The sequence below is a fragment of the Gemmata algarum genome (assembly GCF_034097035.1).
Classification (GTDB): Bacteria; Planctomycetota; Planctomycetia; order Gemmatales; family Gemmataceae; genus Gemmata; species Gemmata algarum.
The window spans coordinates 131,819-151,682 of record NZ_JAXBLV010000222.1 but is presented as its reverse complement, the minus strand read 5'-3'; the positions used below and the strand labels follow the sequence as shown (position 1 = coordinate 151,682).

Genomic DNA, 19,864 nt, shown 5'->3' with positions numbered 1-19,864 from the left:
TCTAGGGCGCGCAAAAGCAGAGGGCGGCAACAGAGCCAAAGATTCAGACCGGATGGGCAAAAGTTCGGGGCGTGCCGCCCTTACTTCTTCGGCCCCTTCTTCGGCTGCGGCTTCTCGTCTTCGTCGTCCCCGTCGAGGTCCTCATCGTCCTCGTCGTCCTCGTCGTCCTCATCGTCATCCAGGTCGTCGTCGTCGAAGTCCTCGTCGTCGTCGAAATCCTCGTCGTCGAGGTCATCGAGGTCGTCGTCGAGGTCATCGAGGTCGTCGTCGTCGAGGTCATCGAGGTCGTCGTCGTCGTCCTCGTCATCCTCGTCGTCATCGTCCTCGAAATCGTCTTCGTCGTCGGCGGCGAGAACGGGCGTGAGCAGTTCGTCGAGCCACGACAGGTCGTCCGCCGGGGCGAACCCGGCGGAGAGAAGGAGACTGGCTGCCATGCGGTCAATCCTCGTGTACGGGTGATGGCCGTTGGACCGAATAGCCCCACTGCTATCGGCGTCCGCCGGCGCGGAATCCAATTCTCGAACCCGTTCGCGGGCGGGCGCGTGGCCCCGCGTCGGAGTAAGCGGTCTCGTCGCTAGAGCGGTCACGGTGCGCACAGGTTCGCACCGTGACCGCCCGTCTGTGGCTCGCAGACCGTACCCACACCTCCAGGTGCGGTCAAAGGTAGGCGCTTCTTAGGAACGGGTTCGGAGCGTGTCAAGCACTCCTCTCGAACTTTCCGAAGTTCCGCAAAAGCCTACAAATCGCGGCGTTGCGACACCGCTCCGGGCGCCCCGTACAATCGGCTCAGCCCACACGTTCGTTCCCCACAAAGGCACGTTATGGCCCAGCCCGGAGCCGACGACGAACCGGTCACCCAGCCCGACTGGGCGCTGCTGACGAACGGCCGGCTGCCCGACTGGGGGCCGTTGTACGTCGAGACCCCCGCGAACGTGTACGGGCCGGACGCGCCGCCCGTCGCGGAGCCGTGGAACACGGTCACCGCGAGTTTCTTCATCTGGATCGCGGCGGCCTGGCTGTGGCGGGTCCGGGGGCGGTACCGGGAGTTCCCGTTTCTGGTGTGCTGCATGCCGATTCTGCTGGCGGGCGGCGTCGGGGGGACGCTCTTCCACGGGACCCGGGCGTCCCCCCTGTTCTTCCTGCTGGACGTGGTGCCGATCTCGCTCCTGGGGCTGGCCGGCTCCGCGTACATGGCGTACCGGTTCGTCGGGCGGCGGCGCGCCTGGGTGCTGGTGCTGATCCTGATCTTTTACGCCGTGTGCAACCGGCTCTTCTTCGCGGTGATCGGGCCGATGAACCGGCAGTTGAGCATCAACCTGTCGTACGCGTCGCTGGCGGTGGTGGTGCTAGTCCCGGTGGGCCTGGTGCTGTGGCGCACCCGGTTCCGGCACGGCGGGTGGGTGGTCGCGGGGCTGACGAGCTTCGCGCTCGCGTGGTTCTTCCGGCTGTACGACCAGGAGAGCGCGGGGACGTTTCCGATGGGCAGCCACTGGCTGTGGCACACGTTCGGCGCCGTCACGACCGCGGCGATGGTGCAGTTCTTTTACAAGGTCGAGGGCGAAGCACCGTCCAGCGGCGCAGCGACCCGATCCTGACCTTCGCGCTCCACAGAGGACGACTCGTACTCTGTGAAGCGCGGGCGCGCCGGCCGCCCGCGATGCGCCGTGCGCGTGCCCATGAGAACCGTCAGAGCCGCCGAACACATCATCACCCGTTTGTCAATTACCGCATCCTTGCTCATCTCGGCTCGAACCGTCGCTGAGAAAAACGGTGTCCCTTGCGGGCGGACCGGGCACTAATTGAGTGTGCCGCCGTGGCAAGGAGACCGACATGCTGGACCCGCGGACCGGAACCGCGCTGTACCGCGCCGCCGCATCGCGCGCCGCTCCCGGCGGTGCGACCGCCGACCGGGCGCTCCTGGAGCGGTTCGCCCGGGACCACGACCCGGGCGCGTTCACCGAGTTGCTCGCGCGACACGGGCCGACCGTTTGGGCCGTGTGCCGGCGCGCCACCCGCACCGAGGCCGACGCCGAGGACGCGTTCCAGGCCACGTTCCTGGTGCTCGCGCGCCGGGCCGCCCGGGTGCGCAAGGCCGCGTCCGTCGGGAGCTGGCTGTACGGCGTCGCGACGCGGATCGGGCGCAAAGCACGGGCGCGGGCCGATCGCGCCCCCGACCCCGCGCGGCTCATGTCGCCCTCCCCTGCCCCGCCGCCGGACGCCGGGCTGAGCTGGAGCGAGGTCCGGGCCGCCCTCGACGAGGAACTCGCGCAGCTCCCCGACGACCTCCGCGCGGTCGTGCTGCTGTGCTACTTCCAGGGGCTCACGCAGGACGAAACCGCGGCCCAACTCGGCTGGACCGCCCGCACCGTGAAGGCGCGTGTCGCCCGCGCACGTGGACTTCTTCGCGCCCGGCTCACCCGCCGCGGCATTGAACTGGCTGCCGCCCTCGCGGTCCCGCTCCTCACCGCGGACGCGGGGGCCACCGTTCCACCGCACCTGCGCACCGCCCTGGCATCATTCGCCACCGACATGACGCGAGGCGCCCGCACGGGGCCGCGCCTGCCGCCGTCGGTCGTCGCCCTCGCCCGAACGGAGGTTTCTACCGTGAAGATGATCCGTCTTGTCGCACTCTGCGCCACCGCCGCCGGGTTGATGGCCGCCGGCATGTTGTCCGGCCGCCCACCCACATCCCCCACCGGGAGCGCCAGCGCCGCTGCGCCCGTGGCCGCCCCACCGGCCCCTGAACCGCCTCCGAAGATCCCGGCGGCGGGCGTGCGGATCGGCACCACCGAGTTCCGGCAAGTGGGGTGGCACTCCCGGGTGTTCTTCGCCAACGACGGGAAAACGCTGGTCACCGCGGGCGAAGGCGCGGTCGTCCGGTTCTGGGACATCGAGCATGGGAAAACGACACACGAGATTCAACTGAAGGGCCTCTACAACGACGCCGCGGCCACCCCCAGCGGTGACCTGCTGGCCGTCGTCGGCACGCACTGGCCGAAGGGAAAGGATCAAGACAGTGAGTGCGTGTTGTGGTTGATCGACACACCGCGCCGAACCGTCCGACACACCGTCGCGTTGCCCCCGCGGCTGGGGGGCAACAGCCAGAAAGTCGCCCTCAGCGCCGACGGCCGGCGCGCGGTGGTCGAGCAAGAGGGCGACGTTCAGGTGATCGACACCAAGTCCGGTGAGGAATTGATGCGGCACAAGGACCGCATCAACGCCGGCACCCTCGCCGTGTCACGCGACGGCAAGCGGATCGCGTTCGGCCGGCACGACCTGTACTTATGGGAGTGGGAGTCCGGCGAGGAGCCCCGGAAGCTCGCGAGCCGAAGTGTAACCGGGGTCGAGACCGCCGGGTTCGCGCCGGACGGCAAAACGCTCCTCGCCGTAACCGACGGTGGGTTGGTGGCGGCCTTCGACGTGACCACCGGGCAGCGCGTCCGGACGCTCGATCTCGGCGGCCCGCCCTGGAAGTGGTCGTTCAGCCCGGACGGCCGGACGCTCGCCGTCGTGTGCGCCGAGCAGGCAAAAAACAGAGCGAGGGGCCGGGCGGTCGTTCTGTGGGATCCCATTACGGGCACAGAGGTCGGCCGGTTCCCGGTCGGCCAGACCGAGGCGAAACATGTGAGCTGGTCGGCGGACGGTGCTCGGCTAGCGGCGGTGACCGACTACCGGCTGTGGGTGTGGGACGTGAAAACGGGTAAGCCGATCGGCCCGTCCTCGCCCGGCCACGAGGGACACGTCTCCGGGTTGGCGTTCGGGCCGGACGGTCGATTGTTTTCCGCCAGCGACGACCACACCATCCGCTCGTGGTCCCCGACCACCGGCAAGCCCGAGCTGGAGTTGATCCACGACAGTTGGGTGCGGGGCGTCGCTGTTTCGCCCGACGGCGCGCTTGTGGCGGGCTCAGCACTCCTCAACGACCTGCGCATCTGGGACGCGAAAACCGGCGCCGAGCAGTTCCGGTTGCTCGGTAATGGTCGATTAGGTGGGACGCGCCGGGTGCAGTTCACGCCCGACGGCCGGCGTCTCGTTGCCTGGGGCGACGACATGTACCTGCGGGTGTGGAGCGCACGCAACGGCAAGCTCGTCTCCGAGCACCGCACCGTTCCCGACGGCCTGACCGAAGCTCAGCTCGATGACCCGTGGCAACAGAGGTTCATGTTCGGCAGGGTACCCGCGGATATCAGCTCCGACTGCTCGACATTCGCACTTCCAAGGCAAAAAAACGTGAAAATATTCGACGTATCGACCGGCAAGGAGCGCGCGAAATTCGAGATCGCTCCCAACGGCGGCGTCACCGCACTGGCACTGTCGCCGAACGGCAAATTACTTGCGGCTAACGCGCGCGGCGACGGCTCCGAGACGCACCTGCCCGACGGGCGCACGCAGTATACCGCGGCCAGCGAGAATCGGACCTCGCTATGGGATGTCACGACCCAAAAAGTGGTATGGAAGGCCACCTCTCTCGGCTCGGAAACCGACGGGCTCGCGTTCTCCCCAGACGGCAAGTTACTCGCTGAAGTAACGATGTACGAGAAGGACTACGTTGTGCGTGTGCGGGAGACGGCGTCCGGAAAAGAACTCGGCCGGATCGCGCTTCCGACGGGCGGCAGCCATGTAGCCTTCGACCGCACCGGCCGACGGCTGGCCGTAGCAAACTGGGACACCACGGCTACCGTGTACGACCTGGACACTGCGCTCAAACCCGTGGCCCTGAAATGAACGGATGGGAGCCCGGCCGTTGTCGTGGCCGGGGCAACACACCCGATGTTTACAACCCACCAAAATTCAGTTGGGAGAGATGGGAATGAACGTGGCACGACTCGGTGTGATGTTCGGGCTACTCACCGGTCTCGGCGCCTTCTCCGGTACCGCCCCGGCGCAGCCAGAGAAAGCGGAGAAGGCGGACGCACCGCCACAGTTAACGCAGGTGCGGTCGCTCGCCTACTCGCCGGACGGAACCGTACTCGTCGCGGCGACGGGCGGCGGGACGGGGGGAGCGGGCGGCGTGGTGGCCTGGGACGCGGCCAACCGGAAACAGCTCTGGGCGCGCGGCGGCCCCAAAGGGTTCGGGTCCGTCTCGTTCGCGCCGGACGGCAAGTCGATCGCGGTGACACACGGCACACCGACGGTGCTGCGGCTCGACGCGCGCACCGGAAAAGAGCTGGGTGAGGTCGGCCCACACCCGAAGCCCGTGCGGGCCTGCGCGCACGTACCCGGCACGGAACTGCTCGCCACGGGCAGCGATGGCACCGTCCGGTTCTGGGACCTCGCGACCGGGAAAGTGGTCAAGGAGTTGAAGGGCGGTCACCCGGCCGAGATTTTCGCTCTGGTCTTCTCGCCCGACGGCAAATGGCTGATCTCCGAGGGTCAGAACGAGACCCGCGGCTGGAACGTTGCCGCCGGTACTGAACTGAAAGAGGCCATCAAGCAGGCCCGAGGAATCGGGTGGTACGGAGTCACCTTCGTCGCCCCGGACCGCATCTTGTTCGCCGACAATTCGGCAACGCAACACTTGCTAGAACTTCCGTCCGGCCGGGAGTTGCTGCGTTGCGAGGGCTTCGGGGGCGGCATCGCCTACTCACCGGCTCTCGGCGTCGCGGCGTTCCACAGGAACGGCTCGGAGATTCAAATCATGGACCTCGCCTTCCGCGCCCCCACCGCGGCCGAACAGGCACATATTGCGAGCCTGCTGAAGGAGTTCGATGACGACTCCTACCCGGTGCGAATCGCGGCCTCAAAGGCGATGCGCGAAGTCGGCTCGGTGGCGGAACCGGCACTCCGCAAGGCGATGACCGACGGCCCCAGCGCCGAAGTGCGGATGCGCGCTCGAGAGACCCGCAAGGCCATCTTGGAGGAGCCGCTCCGCACCCTCAAGGGGCACACGGCCCGAGTGCGGCCAATGTGCTTCTCGCCGGACGGCAAGGTGCTGGCTACGGGAGCCGACGACGGGACCGTGCGGCTCTGGGACCCGAGTACCGGCAAGGAACTGGCCCGGCTGACGGCCCCCGACCCCGGCGCGCGGCCGTAAGCCCGGGCCGCGGCAAGACGGAGCGGCCCGACCGGACGCAAGCCCCGCCACCGATCGGCGCCGAACAACCTCGGCGCCGTCAAAACAACAAACTGACGCACATCAACACCTAATCATCTCTGCCGAAACGGGCGACTTCTCATTGTTTTCCAACCGGGCCGGACGTATGATTCAAACACCGATAAGCGCCCACACGTCGCGATCTGCCCAGTTGCACTCCGCTCTTCCCTGTGTCCCGGAGTTGACATGCCTCGGCCGTTTTTCCGTTCCCGGCGTGGGTTCACGCTGATCGAGCTGTTGGTGGTGATCGCCATCATCGCGATCCTCATCGGTCTCCTCCTCCCGGCGGTCCAGAAGGTGCGGGCCGCCGCCGCCCGGATCCAGAGCGCGAACAACCTCAAGCAGATCTCGCTGGCGCTGCACAGCTACCAGGACGCGGTGAACCACCTGCCGGACGTGGACGGCAACATCGGCGGGACCAGCGGGCGCACCATCACCTCCGTTCACACCTTCCTGCTGCCATACATCGAGCAGGGCTCGGTGCTGACACTGGCCGAGCAGAACGGCCTGTGGGGGCCGGCCCCGAACTCCGCGTCGAGCAAGAAGATCAAAACGTACCTGTCGCCCCGCGACCCCTCGAACCCCGGGGACTTCCTCACCGAAAACGGGAACGACTGGGCGCACTGCAACTACGGGTACAACGAGGCCGTGTTCACCGACCCGTACGTCGCCTGGAACCCGCGGCTGACGCTGCAACGGATTTCCGACGGCACCTCCAACACGGTGGCGTTCGGCGAGCAGTACGCGCTGTGCAACGGCAGCCACCGGGTGTGGGGGTACCCCGCGATCGTCAACCAGTCTTGGACCCCGAACTTCATTCCGCCCGACATCAGCGGCGGCGCGCCGGTCAACTGGGTCCCGCCCGCCGCCCCGCCCCAGTCCGTGCCCACGGTCGCCAACTGCAACCCGTCGAACGTCCAGGCGATGGACGCCGGGGGCTGCCTGGTCGGCATGTTCGACGGGAGCGTGCGCACCGTCTCAACGTCCATCAGCGGCACCACATGGTTCGCGGTCATCTGGCCGAAGGACGGGCTGGTGGTTGGGAACGACTGGTAGCGTCGCCGGCACCGTCAAAAGTCACACACACAACGTCACACCTCGGGGCCGCCGTTCCGGCGTTAGGAGCGGCGGCCCCTGGGCTCTTGGTCCCGGACCTCACATGCTCTCGACAACCACTCTCACACACCGCTGGCTCCTCACTGTCGCCGGCACGGCGGCCGTGCTCGCCGCCGCGCCGGGCTGTTCCGGTCAGAAGACCCAGAACGTTTCCGGCGTCGTCACACTCAACGGTAAACCGCTCACGTCCGGCTTGGTCCGGTTTCACGGCCCCGGGGACCGGATGGCGACCGCCAATATTCAGCCGGACGGCACGTTCGTCGCAACCGACGTGATGCCCGGGGAGGTGAAGGTCGCGGTCACGGAGTCCCTGATCTCTGCCGGGGGCGCGCGGACCACCCCGAACGCGGCGAAGAGCCAGGGGTTGAGCGCGCCGGAGCAACCGAAGCGCGTCCCCATCCCGCCGAAGTACAAGGACGTGAGCACCAGCAACCTGAACTACACGATCACCTCGTCCACGGGCAACCTGGAAATCGCTCTCCAATCCTGACCGCCAACCGGGCACGCGCCGCACACCAAATCCGCGCGCCGGTTTGCTCTCCCGGGCCTCTTACCTAATACCAAGCCCCGGAGAGCCCTCATGAAACGGACCGCCGCCCTTCGCCTCATCCGCACCGCCGCACACGCGCCGCTGGCCGAAGCCAGTGACGCCGAACTCCTCCAGCGCTTCTGCCAAAACCGAGATGAGTCCGCGTTCCGCGAGATTCTGCGACGGTACGAGGCGCTCGTCCGCGGCGCGAGCCGGCGCATGACGCGCGACGGCCACGCGGTCGATGACGCGGTCCAGAACACGTTCCTGACCCTGGCACGCAAAGCCCACGCGATCCGCCACGCGCCCGCCCTTCCCTCGTGGCTGCACCGCGTGGCCCGGTCCGTCACGGCCCGAACCGCCGGCGCGGCCCCCGCCGGCGCGGAGCCGCTCGATCCGACCCCGTCGCCGCTGGATCAGCTTTCGGCCCGGGAGGTTCTGAGCATCGTGGACGAGGAACTCGCCCGACTACCCACCGCCCACCGGTCGGCCGTCCTGCTGTGCCTCGTGGAAGGGAATACGGTCGATGACACCGCCCGGCGCCTGGGGACGACCACCGGCGCGGTCCGCGGGTGGCTCCAGCGCGGCCGGGAGACATTGCGACGCGGGCTGAGCCGGCGCGGCGTGGAGCTTTCGGCGGCACTACCCCTACTGGCCCTCAGTACCCAACCGGCGGTCGCCGCCCCCTCGCATGAAGCCCTCGTCCGGGTGGCGCTGGCGGCACACCGCCCCGCGTCCGTCTTTGTCCGGTTGCTGACCGGTTCTTCCGTTGCTTCGGTGGTGGCGTTCGGTGTCCTGATCGCCGGCGTCGTTGCGTCCGCCGCGCTGGTGTCGCCCCGATCTGGCGATCCACCGTCCACACCGCCAAAGGCGTCGGAACCGGAACCCAAAGTGGAAGCCAGAACCGACGGGTTGGTCACCCGAGACGGGTTGCCCGAAGGGGCGGTCGCGCGGATCGGCTCGCCGCGCCTGCGGCACGCGGGGGAGGTCACCGCAATGGCCTTCAGCCGTGATGGCCGGCTGTTCGCCACGGCCTCCCCCGCGAATCGGGACAAGTCGGTCCGTGTGTGGGACATGACCGACGGCAAGGAGAAGTACCGCATTCCGATCGCTGTGAACCTGGACGAAAGCGCAGAGCGTGCCCGGGCCGTATCTGTGGCGTTCGCGGCCGACGACAAGCGGCTACTGGTCCTGGACGCGGACGGGTTCCGGTCGTTCGACGCCGGCACCGGCAAGCCGGAACGGACGAACGTTCTGCGCAGGCGAACGGAGCCGAACCTATTTCCTCCACGCGAAGAGACCATCGGGGCCGGCTTTTCCCCGGACGCGAAGGTGTACGCCATTGTCCGGGGTAGCGGGGAAATGGTGCTGGGCAACACCGCCACGGGCGAAGTGACACGCACGATCGCGAAAGCGATGACCATCCCCGAGAACGTGGGGTACGCCCATGTGAACGTTCTGTTCACCCCGAACGGGACCGGAGTTTGCGTTCCGATCTTGAATGCCGCGGTTCAGATCTTCGACACAGCAACGGGAGAATCCAAGCACTCGTTGGCAAAGGAACTCGTCTCACAAGGCACCACAATCTACAGCGCCGCATTCGCGGCCGACGGGCGCACGTTCGTTGCCGACACCCTCGCACGGGCGGAGGGGGAGCGAGTTGCCGCACCTTACGCGATCGCGGTTGGGGACGTTGCGACCGGGAAAGTGGTGCGGACCATCCCACTGCCGGAGATGCCCCGTGTGCTAAGCGTGAGTCCGAACGGCAAGCTCGTGGCGGTCGGCACGCAATCGAGCGGGCCGAGCCAGATACGGGTTCTGGACTTGGCGAGCGGCAAGGAAGTGCAGTCCGTTCCGCTCACCCTCACGCCCGCCCAGGTGACGTTCTCCCCCGACTCCCGGTTGCTCGCCGGCACGTGCCACTACGAAGGAAAAGTGACCGTCTGGGATCTCGATAAAAACGCGCCGCACCCGCGATCGGCGGACGATTTTGACATATGGGCACAGTTCGACGCCCGTGGTCACGTGGTGCTGAACCCGTTCGGCCGAACACGTATGGTCGATTGGCGGAGCGGAAAGGTGGTGCAAGAACGGTCGCGGGGACCCGAACCGAGTTACCAAGTCGGCACCGCCAAGTCCGGGGACGGTAAGCTGCGCACCGAGATCGAGTTTACAAAGGGCAAGCCGCAACAGTCGCGGGCAATTTTGGTGAAGGAGTCGGCCACAGACCGAGCGGCGGCGCGACTGGAGGGCCTGACCGATTTCCCGCGGCGAATGGTGTTCGCAGACGGGAACCGCCTGCTCGTGACGGTCACCCAAGACGATGTGCTAACGGTTTGGGATGTCGGGGCCAAGAAGTCACTCTGGTCAGAGAAGTACCCCGCTCGAGCCTTCGGTTACAGCGGAATGGGCGAGCCCCATTTCGACGCCGAAAGCCGCCGGATGGCGATCGCCTGGAGGGACCAGAACGCGACCGTCGTCGACGTGTGGGAACTGCGCCGCCCTGCGCGCGTGTCGCGGGTGGAAGTTCCGAACGCGCTGCTGGCCGCAGGTATCGCCTTCTCCCCGGACGGAGCGTACATCGCGGGTGGGAACGATGCGGTCACGCTCTGGCGGGTGTCGGACGGCCGGAAGTTCCAGACCCTCGGCGGCCATGCGGCCAAGGAGGCGCTCAACGACCGCCCGAGAATATCCTGTGTGTTTTCGCCGGACAGTGGGAAACTGCTCACCGTCGACGGCACGGGAACGATCCGGTTGTGGGAGTGCGTGAGCGGGCAGTTGATCCGCACGTTCTCCGGGCACCACGGCCCGACCAGCGCTCACTTTTCACCGGACGGACGACTGATCGTCGGAGCGAGCTACGACGCCCCGGTCCTCGTCTGGGACGTGTACGGGCTGAAAGATGTGCCCGCCTTCAATGCCGAGCGAATTTGGGCCAATCTGGCGGACGCCTCACCCGCAACGGCCTTCCAGGCAGTGCGGGAGTTGTGCGCCGCCCCCAACGAGGCGATTACACTACTGAAGGAGAATTTGCCTCCTGAGTCGCTCGACGCGAACGCGATCGAAGCGCTGATTACGGGCCTCGCGTCGGAACAGTTCGTCGATCGGGAACGGTCGACAACCGAATTGGGAAAGTACGGCGAATCAATCGTTCCGCTCCTTCGGCAGGCGCACGGCGCGGCCACCGATGCAGAAAGCCGCCAGCGTCTCGCCGCGCTGCTAGGGCGAGCGGAGCGGCTCTCGCCAGCCGACCTGCGCGTTCGCCGCGCGATGGACGCCCTCGAACATCTCGACACACCCGAAGCAAAAGCGCATCTCAAAGTGCTGAGTGCCGGAACGCCCGGGTGCCTAAGAACCGTTCTCGCTCAGGACGCACTGGCGCGGATCACTGAGCGGTGAGGTCGCTGACTGGACAGGTTCGCACAGGGCTTCCGCCCTGTGCTACGGCCGGCGACCCCTCCGGGGTGCAAGACCAAGACAAAAGAGCAAAGCCAAAAAGGCAAACAGGATGCAGCACTTTTGTCTTTAAACGTGTCTTTCCGCCCCGGAGGGGCCGGCGGAAGTAGCACAGGGCGGGAGCCCCTGTGCCGCCACTGGTCCAACCAACTGTCACGGGGTGGCGTCGAGCGACACGTCGAGCTGCTGTCCGACGTAGAGCGGCACGTCCGCCCGGTCGATGACGTAAATCACCTGCAACACGCGCGTGTCTACCCGCTCGGTGTTGCCGCCCGTCAGCGACCGCTTCGGCACCACGTAGGGCTCGACGCGCACGAAGGTGAGCGGGAACTGTGTCCCGGGATCGCCGCGCGGCGCGGCCGTGCCCTTCATCCCCGGTTTGAACCGGCCGATGTCGTTCTCGTCCACGTCCACCCGCACGTTCAGCCGGCCGACGGTGCCCAGCACGATGATCGCCTGCCCCGGCGTGGTGCCCACGTACTCGCCCGGCCGCACGTTCACTTGCAGCACCTTGAACTCCACCAGATCGCCCGACGGGATCGGGTCGAGGGTGCGGTCGGCGCCCGGCTTGCGGACCCGCGGGGCCAGCACTTTGAGCCGGTCGAGTTCGGTGCGGGTCTGCTCCACCTGGGCCTGGGCCTGCGCGACCGCGGCGCGGCTGACGGCGGCGTCGAACGCCCACGCCCCGGCGCGGCTCAGCTCGAGTTCGGCCTCGGAGCGGCGCAACTGCGCCCGCGCCACGTCCACCGCCATCTGGCGGGTCTCGTAAGTCTCGTTCGAGCCGACGCCGCTGTTCAGCTCGCGCCGCGCCCGCTCGAACAACTTCGTCTTGTCGTCGAGGTTGGCTTTGGACTCCACCACCTTCGCCTCGAGCGGCGGCAGTTCTTCCTTTCGGGGCATCGCTTCGAGCTTCGCGAGCTGCGCCGCCGCGCTGTCCCGCGCGGCCCGACGCACCGCGAGTTCGGCGGTCATCTGGCGGTCGTCGAGGTCGAACAGCGGAGCCCCCGCGAGCAGCCGGTCACCCGGTCGGATGTGAACCGCCTTCACCACCCCCGGCACGTGCGTGCCGACCGCGATGTTCTCGGTCTCGGGTTCAACGATGCCGGCCCCGGCCACTTGGCGCCCGAACGGCGACCGCCCGGGATCGACCGGGGGGCTGACCGGCGCCGGCACCTGCTGGGCCTTGGTCATCGACAGGATCGCGAACGAGAACGCCACCACCGCGACCGCGGGGAGCAGGTACCGTGTGAGCATGGGCAACCCTCGAATACCGGGTGGGGGCGCGGGAGCAGCGGCACGCGCCGTTAGTGCTCCACGCCCGCACCCGCGCTGGTCCTGGTTTCGATCCGCTCGATGCGCCCGTCGGCCATCGATACGATGCGGTCACCGAAGTCGTACACGCGGCTGTCGTGGGTCACGACGATCACCGCCCGGTCGGGCTGGACGGCCACCTTCCGGATCAGTTCCATCACGGTGCGCCCGCTGGCGGCGTCGAGGGCCGCCGTCGGCTCGTCGCACACCAGCAGCCGCGGCTCGTGGACCAGCGCGCGGGCGATCGCGACCCGCTGCTGCTGGCCGCCGGAGAGCTGGTTCGGGTAGGAGTTGAGCCGGTTGCCCAGCCCTACCGCGGTGAGCAGTTCTTGGGCCTTCGCGACCGCCTTCGCGCGGTTCCAGCCGGCGATCAGCAGCGGCACGCACGCGTTCTCGGCCGCGGTCAGGGCCGGGAGCAGGTTGTACTGCTGGAACACGAACCCGATGTTGTCCCCGCGGAACCGCACCTTGCGGGCGCCGCCCATGCGGGTGAGGTTCTGGCCCAGCACCTCGGTTTCGCCCCGGGTCGCGTCGAGCAACCCCGCCACCACGGAGATGAGCGTGGTCTTCCCGCACCCGGAGGGACCGACGAGTAGGACCAGTTCGCCGTAAGGGAGTTCGAGGTCGATGTCGGCGAGCGCGAGCGTTTTCGTGTCGCCGGTCCCGAACTCCTTCGCGACCCCGTGCAAGGAAACTGCGGGGCGCGCGGCGCGGGGTGCGGAACCCGGGGCCGCCGGATGAACGACCATCGCTTCGTTTCCGACCATTTCGCCCCCGCTCTACGTTCCGAATTCCGCACCCACGTCGCACGCTTACCGGAACACCACCGCCGGTTCCAGGAACAGCACCCGCTTGAGGCTCATCGCGGCGGAGGCGCTGATGATGACCAGCACCGCGCCGGCGGTGATGACGAGAACCTGCCAGGGGAAGTGGAACGCCGGCGGGGCGTTCTTCACCGCCCGCTCGAACACGAACCCGAACAGCGCCGCCCCGCCCACGCCCAGCCCGTAGCCGATCAGGCCCACCACCAGCGCCTGGAGCATCACCATGCGCACGATCCGCACGTTGCTCACCCCCATCGCCTTCAGCGAGCCGAACTGCTTCAGGTTCTCGACCGTGAACAGGTAGAACGTCTGCCCGGCGATCGCGCACCCGACGATGAACCCCAGCGCCACCGTGATCCCGAAGTTGATCGGGATGCCGGTCCGCTTTAAGTAGTAGCCGATGGTGCTCCAGAAGAACTGGTCGTTGGTCTGGGCGCGCAGGTCACCGGTCTGCCCCTCGATCCGGGCGCACAGCTCCTCGGGGCTCACCCCGTCATCAGCCTTCGCGAGCACGAACGTGAGCGTCTTGCGCTCCTGGGGGACGTACTTCACCGCCTGCGAGTACGTGCAGTACAGGATCGGGAACGTCTGGAACGTGGGGCTGCACTTCACCAGCCCCACGATCACCGCCCGCTTGTCGTTCATCTCCAGCGTCTTGCCCGGCACGAACGGCTCGGTGCCGAACAGGTACCGCCAGCCGAACTCGTCCATGAACACCGCGTCCGGCTGGCGCAGGTCCTCGAGCTTCCCGACCAACAGTTTCCCCTGCTCCACCGCGGGCGCGCCGGTGAGGGTCGCGTCGTCCACGCCGATCAGGATCACCTGCTGGAAGTTCCCGTCCGCGAGCCGGGCGCGGCCCAGGCCCTTGTACAGCCGCACCGCCCAGCGGACCCCTTCGACCCCGCGCACCCGGTACAGCGCGTTCTCCGAGAGCGGCTTGGTGTCGTCCACGAACTGCACGTTCTTGTCCATCACCCAGACGTCCGCGCCCTGGATGTCGCGGATCTGGCTCGTCGTGTTGCGCATCAGCCCGCAAAAGATGGCGCTCTGCTGGGCCATCAGGAGCGCCGCGAACGCCACCCCGAACACGATCCCGAGGTACTTGACCCGGTCGCCCAGCAGCATCTTCAGCGCGACCCAGTTCATTGCGTCCTCCGAACACGCCCGGCCGGTGCCGGAACCGGGGTTACAGCTTCTCGACTTGCGGGCCGGCGGCGCCGACCGGCGGCGCGTGTCCCAGCGCCGCCAGCGTGAACCGGACCACGTGTTCCGCCACCGCGGCGGCATCCAGCGCCGCCACCGGCTCCTTGCCGAAAATGAGTTCCGCGACCCGGATGTTCTGGCGATAGAAGAGGCACTGTCCCATCACGCTGAACCCGGTCATCAGCAGCCGGTGCTCGTCGAGGTGCGGGAGCAGTTCCCGGAGGATGGCGAGGAGCGCGAACGCGGCCGGCTGGATGAACTCGTTGACGACCACGTGCGCCGCCCTCCCGGGGTCCGACATCTCGCGCATCATCAGCTTCATGGCCGACGGGCTGACCGGGGCGTGCATCTTGGTGACCATCGCGGTCACGAACGCCCGGAGCTTCTCGACCGCCGGCGCGTCCGGCGGGATCGCCAAGTCGTCCACCCGCCCCGCACAGACGTGCGCGCGTTTCACCGCCTCGATGTAGAGTTGCTCCTTGCCCCCGAAGTAGTAGTTGATCGCCGCGATGTTCGCGCCGGCCGCCTGACAGATCTCGCGCACGGTCGCAGCCTTGAACCCGCGCTCCGCAAACACCTCCTGCGCCGCGGCCAGCACACGCTCGTAGGCCCCGGACTCATCCGCCGGCGGTCGAGGAGTCTCGCTCATAGCAGCACAAAACAAACGCTTGTTTCAATCGCCTGCTTCAAGGATAACAAACGTTTGTTTTATGTCAACTGCTCCCCCCGAAATCACGCTGACCGAGCGTGCCACTCTCGCGCGTCGAAGTGGAGGCGGAATAAATGAGAGACCACTATGAGGGCGGATCGCTTTGGCGCGTCGGGGCAGATCACACGGTACCGCACCCGTCGCGCTGTAACCGGGCGGCCCAAAGCTACATCAATCACACCAAACGACGCCACCATCCAGGAGCAAGAGATGAACGTTCTGGTCACTGCCGGGAACACACAAACTCCGGTCGATCGGGTCCGGTGCATCACGAACATCTTTTCGGGTCGAACGGGGGCTCAGATCGCGGCGACGGCCTACGACCGCGGGCACACGGTCACGCTGCTCACCTCGCACCCCGAGGTGCTTGGAACGGTCGGCGGGACGCGCTCGCACGTCGGCCCGGACTGGACCGTCCGTAATTACCGCACGTTCGAGGACTTGGACCGACTGATGGCCGCGGAAATCACCTCCGGACGTTTCGACGTGGTCGTTCACGCCGCCGCCGTGAGCGACTTTCACGTGGCAGGCGTGTTCAGGTACCAAGAGGGCCAGTTCCAAGATGTGTCCGCCGGCAAAGTTAAAAGCTCGCACCCAGAATTGTGGCTCAAGCTGGTGCCGGCTCCCAAACTGGTTGACAAAGTTCGTGGACAGTGGGGCTTCCGGGGCCGATTGGTGAAATTCAAGTTAGAAGTTGGGGTTTCGGAGGCCGAATTGCTGGAGATAGCCGAGCGGTCCCGCGTGCAATCAGGTGCGGACCTGATGGCGGCCAACACGCTCGAGGGCATGCACGACTGGGCCTTCGTCGGTGCCGCTCCGGGCGGGTACGTCAGGACTTCCCGCGCGGAACTGGCCGTACAGATTTTGGAGCGAGTGGAAAAGAAATAGGATTGCTCGCGTGACGCGATCGATACTGTTAAAGTGGGCTGCATTCCTTGGCGCCCATCAATCCCCGTTGACAACATGATTGTCAATACGGAAGACACAATGTCGAACATCCTCGTGCTGAACGCCGGGTCGTCGAACGTCAAGTTCGCGGCGTTCCGGGCCGGCGCGGCGCTCCACGAAACCGCCCGCGGGAAGGTCGAAGGGACCGGGGCCGCGGCCGTTGTGGAGCAGTTGGAGCGGAGCGGGGCGCTGCGCGACCTCGCGGGGGTGGGCCACCGGCTGGTCCACGGCGGTCCGCGGCACACGGCCCCGGCCCTGGTGACCCCGGAGCTGATGGTCGAGCTGGAAGAGCTGAAGGCGCTCGACCCGACGCACCTGCCCGCCGAACTGGAGCTGATCGAGGCGGTCGCGGCGCGGTGCCCGGGGGTGCCGCAGGTCGCGTGCTTCGACACAGGGTTCCACCGCGACCTGCCAGCCATCGCGCGCACGCTCCCCATCCCGCGACGCTACCTGGAACAGGGGGTTCGGCGATACGGGTTCCACGGCCTCTCTTACGAGTACCTGCTTGCGGAACTGGAGCGCATCGCGGGTGCGGAAGCGGCACACGGGCGTGTCATTTTCGCACACCTCGGGTCCGGTTCGAGCCTCGCGGCGGTGCGAAACGGCACATGCGTGGACACCACGATGGGCTTTACGCCGACCGGCGGGCTCGTGATGGGAACCCGCTCCGGGGACCTCGACCCCGGCGTGCTGGTCCACCTCATGCGGTCCGAGGGGTTGGGCGCGGAGCAGATCGACGCCCTCATCAACCGGGAATCGGGGCTGCGCGGGCTGTCCGGCACGAGTTCCGACCTCCGGTTTTTGCTGGCGAACGAGGACAAGGACCCTCGCGCGGCGGAGGCGGTGGCGGTGTACTGCTACCAGGTGCGGAAGTGGATCGGGGCGATGGCGGCGGCGCTCGGCGGGCTGGATACACTGGTCTTTTCCGGCGGCATCGGCGAGAACGCGCCCGAGATCCGGGCGCGCATCTGCGCCGGCCTGAGCTTTTTCGGCGTGCAGCTTGCTACCCAGGCCAATGCCGCCGGCGCGCCGGTCGTCTCCGCCCGCATCGCACCGGTCGTCGTCCGTGTCATCCCGACGGACGAAGAGCTGACGATCGCGCGCGCGGCCCAGCGCCTGCTGCCCGCCACCCCGCCCGCCGAAGGAACCCGCGAATGGTCGACCCGATCCCGGACGCCCTGCTGACCCGGATGGACGCCTACTGGCGCGCCGCGAACTACCTGTCGGTCGGTCAGATCTACCTGCTGGACAACCCGCTGCTCCGGGAGCCGCTCCGCAAGGAGCACGTCAAGCCGCGGCTCCTGGGGCACTGGGGCACCACCCCGGGGCTGAACTTCATCTACGTCCACATGAACCGCGCCATCCGGCAGCACGACTTGAACGTGCTGTACGTGTGCGGGCCGGGGCACGGCGGGCCGGGGATCGTGGCGAACGTGTACCTCGAGGGGACGTACACCGAGGTCTACCCGCACATCACCCGGGACGCCGCGGGCCTGCAAAAGCTCTTCAAGCAGTTCAGTTTCCCGGGCGGCATCCCGAGCCACGTGGCCCCGGAAACGCCGGGGAGCATTCACGAGGGCGGCGAACTCGGCTACGCCCTGTCGCACGCCTACGGCGCGGTGTTCGACAACCCGGACCTGATCGCCGCGTGCGTGGTGGGCGACGGCGAGGCCGAAACCGGCCCGCTGGCGACCGGGTGGCACTCGAACAAGTTCCTGAACCCGGTGCGCGACGGCGCGGTGCTGCCGATTTTACACCTGAACGGGTACAAGATCGCCAACCCGTGCTTCATGGCCCGGATGCCCGAGGACGAGCTCCGCAAGCTGTTCGAGGGCTACGGCTACGCGCCGCACTTCGTCACCGGCGAGGACCCGCTCCCCACCCACCGGCTGATGGCCGCGGCGGTTGACGCGTGTGTGGCCGAGATCAAACGGATTCAGGCCGACGCCCGAGCGAATGGGTTCCGCACACGGCCGCGGTGGCCGATGATCGTTCTGCGCACCCCGAAAGGCTGGACGTGCCCCAAGGAGATCGACGGGAAGCGGTGCGAAGGGTCGTGGCGGAGCCACCAGGTGCCGATGAGCGAAGCGGGCACCGAGAGCCACCTCCGCGTGCTCGAAGGGTGGATGAAATCGTACCGCCCCGAGGAGCTGTTCGACGCCGCCGGAACCTTCAAGGCCGAACTGGCCGAGCTGGCCCCGACGGGCGCGAAGCGGATGGGCGCCAACCCGCACGCCAACGGCGGGCAACTCCTGGTCGATCTCAAGCTGCCGGACTTCCGCGACTTCGCGGTGAAGGTGACACACCCCGGCGCCGAAACCGCCGAGTCCACCCGCGTGCAGGGCAAGTACCTCCGCGATGTGATGAAGCTCAACCTGGGCGCGCAGAACTTCCGACTCTTCTCGCCCGACGAACTCGCGTCCAACCGCTGGCAGGACGTGCTCGAAGTCACCGACCGGTGCTACACGGCGGAGATCGTCCCGGGCGACGACCACCTCTCGCCCGACGGCCGCGTGCTGGAGGTGCTGAGCGAGCACCAGTGCCAGGGCTGGCTGGAGGGCTACCTGCTCACCGGGCGGCACGGGTTCTTTAGCTGCTACGAGGCGTTCATCCACATCGTGGACTCGATGTTCAACCAGCACGCCAAATGGCTAAAGGTGTGCAGCCACATTGAGTGGCGGAAGCCGGTCGCGAGCCTCAACTACCTCCTCAGCTCGCACGTGTGGCGCCAGGACCACAACGGGTTCAGCCACCAGGACCCGGGGTTCATCGACCACGTCATGAACAAGAAGGCGGAGGTGATTCGCGTCTACCTGCCGCCGGACGCGAACTGCCTGCTGAGCGTCACCGATCACTGCTTGCGGAGCCGCGACTACGTGAACGTGGTGATCGCCGGGAAGCAGCCCGGGCCGCAGTGGCTCGACATGACGTCCGCCGTGCAGCACTGCGCCGAGGGGCTGGGCGTCTGGGAGTGGGCGTCGAGCGCGGGGGCCGCCGAGCCGGACGTGGTTCTGGCGTGCTGCGGTGACGTGCCGACGCTCGAGGTGATCGCCGCGGCGGACCTGCTACGCAGACACCTGCCGGACCTGAAGGTGCGGGTGGTGAACGTGGTGGACCTGATGAAGCTCCAGCCCCCGACGGAGCACCCGCACGGGCTCAGCGACGCCGAGTTCGACCGCCTGTTCACGAAAGACAAGCCGGTCATCTTCAACTTCCACGGCTACCCGTGGCTGATCCACCGGCTGACCTACCGCCGGACGAACCACAAGAACCTCCACGTCCGCGGGTACAAGGAAGAAGGCACGACCACCACGCCGTTCGACATGTGCGTGCTCAACGAGATCGACCGGTTCAAACTGGTGCTCGACGTGATCAAGCGCACCCCCGGCCTCGCCGCGCGTGCGGGCCACGTGAAGGAGCTGATGGACGCCAAGCACCAGGCGCACCGCGCGTACGTCACCGAGCACGGGGTGGACATGCCCGAGGTGAGCGGCTGGGAGTGGGGCCAGCGCGGAAAGGTACCTAGCGGTTCGAGCGATACTGCCGCAGACAACGCATGATCCGCATGTCGTGGCCGACATCGCACGATCCGGCCGCTGCCAGTTGCCGGTAAAGGGTCCGCGCTTGTGACGCACGCGCAACGACCCGGTTCGGGTTGTGAGTGGGCTTTACGA

At 67.4% G+C, this 19,864-nt stretch carries 14 protein-coding genes; 9 read left to right on the top strand and 5 right to left on the bottom strand.

Annotation, left to right across the window (positions count from 1 at the left end; translation table 11 throughout):
- Positions 1-80: 80 nt before the first annotated feature.
- Positions 81-434: a hypothetical protein gene (locus tag R5W23_RS27275; protein ID WP_320689087.1), complete on the bottom strand. Its 354-nt coding sequence runs from the start codon at positions 432-434 to the stop codon at positions 81-83.
- A gap of 387 nt (positions 435-821) precedes the next feature.
- On the opposite strand from R5W23_RS27275, the gene R5W23_RS27270 reads away from it, so the two are divergent.
- The 6 genes from R5W23_RS27270 to R5W23_RS27245 all read left to right on the top strand — a co-directional run bounded on the left by R5W23_RS27270 (position 822) and on the right by R5W23_RS27245 (position 11,138).
- Positions 822-1,595, top strand: coding sequence for a hypothetical protein (locus R5W23_RS27270; RefSeq protein ID WP_320689086.1), 774 nt, complete (start codon positions 822-824; stop codon positions 1,593-1,595).
- A gap of 235 nt (positions 1,596-1,830) precedes the next feature.
- The gene (locus R5W23_RS27265; RefSeq protein WP_320689085.1) at positions 1,831-4,725 is read left to right on the top strand and encodes a sigma-70 family RNA polymerase sigma factor; all 2,895 of its coding nucleotides are present in this window, start codon (positions 1,831-1,833) and stop codon (positions 4,723-4,725) included.
- A gap of 85 nt (positions 4,726-4,810) precedes the next feature.
- The gene (locus R5W23_RS27260) at positions 4,811-6,034 is read left to right on the top strand and encodes a WD40 repeat domain-containing protein (RefSeq protein WP_320689084.1); all 1,224 of its coding nucleotides are present in this window, start codon (positions 4,811-4,813) and stop codon (positions 6,032-6,034) included.
- A gap of 246 nt (positions 6,035-6,280) precedes the next feature.
- Positions 6,281-7,150 (top strand): DUF1559 family PulG-like putative transporter, encoded by an 870-nt coding sequence (locus tag R5W23_RS27255; RefSeq protein ID WP_320689083.1) that lies wholly within the window; start codon positions 6,281-6,283, stop codon positions 7,148-7,150.
- 103 nt (positions 7,151-7,253) lie between these two features.
- Positions 7,254-7,700 (top strand): hypothetical protein, encoded by a 447-nt coding sequence (locus R5W23_RS27250; protein WP_320689082.1) that lies wholly within the window; start codon positions 7,254-7,256, stop codon positions 7,698-7,700.
- A 90-nt stretch (positions 7,701-7,790) separates the two neighbouring features.
- Positions 7,791-11,138: a sigma-70 family RNA polymerase sigma factor gene (locus R5W23_RS27245; protein WP_320689081.1), complete on the top strand. Its 3,348-nt coding sequence runs from the start codon at positions 7,791-7,793 to the stop codon at positions 11,136-11,138.
- 210 nt (positions 11,139-11,348) lie between these two features.
- Here the strand turns inward: R5W23_RS27245 and R5W23_RS27240 are convergent, their stop codons facing one another.
- From R5W23_RS27240 to R5W23_RS27225, 4 genes are all read right to left on the bottom strand, one after another.
- Positions 11,349-12,449 carry an HlyD family secretion protein gene (locus tag R5W23_RS27240; protein ID WP_320689080.1) on the bottom strand — a complete coding sequence of 367 codons (1,101 nt, stop codon included), beginning with the start codon at positions 12,447-12,449 and terminating at the stop codon, positions 11,349-11,351.
- 50 nt (positions 12,450-12,499) lie between these two features.
- Entirely contained in the window at positions 12,500-13,255 is a 756-nt protein-coding gene (locus R5W23_RS27235) for an ABC transporter ATP-binding protein (RefSeq protein ID WP_320689079.1), read from the bottom strand.
- A gap of 63 nt (positions 13,256-13,318) precedes the next feature.
- The gene (locus R5W23_RS27230; protein WP_261186431.1) at positions 13,319-14,476 is read right to left on the bottom strand and encodes an ABC transporter permease; all 1,158 of its coding nucleotides are present in this window, start codon (positions 14,474-14,476) and stop codon (positions 13,319-13,321) included.
- A 40-nt stretch (positions 14,477-14,516) separates the two neighbouring features.
- The gene (locus R5W23_RS27225; protein WP_320689078.1) at positions 14,517-15,182 is read right to left on the bottom strand and encodes a CerR family C-terminal domain-containing protein; all 666 of its coding nucleotides are present in this window, start codon (positions 15,180-15,182) and stop codon (positions 14,517-14,519) included.
- A 270-nt stretch (positions 15,183-15,452) separates the two neighbouring features.
- Here R5W23_RS27225 and R5W23_RS27220 point away from each other — a divergent pair, with 270 nt between their 5' ends.
- From R5W23_RS27220 to R5W23_RS27210, 3 genes are all read left to right on the top strand, one after another.
- Positions 15,453-16,130 carry a phosphopantothenoylcysteine decarboxylase domain-containing protein gene (locus R5W23_RS27220; protein WP_320689077.1) on the top strand — a complete coding sequence of 226 codons (678 nt, stop codon included), beginning with the start codon at positions 15,453-15,455 and terminating at the stop codon, positions 16,128-16,130.
- A gap of 99 nt (positions 16,131-16,229) precedes the next feature.
- On the top strand, positions 16,230-17,375 hold the full coding sequence (locus R5W23_RS27215; RefSeq protein ID WP_320689076.1) for an acetate/propionate family kinase: 1,146 nt from the start codon (positions 16,230-16,232) through the stop codon (positions 17,373-17,375).
- Complete coding sequence (locus tag R5W23_RS27210) at positions 17,345-19,750, top strand: phosphoketolase family protein (RefSeq protein WP_320689075.1); 2,406 nt, start codon at positions 17,345-17,347, stop codon at positions 19,748-19,750. Before R5W23_RS27215 ends, R5W23_RS27210 begins: the two co-directional genes overlap by 31 nt.
- Positions 19,751-19,864: the final 114 nt, after the last annotated feature.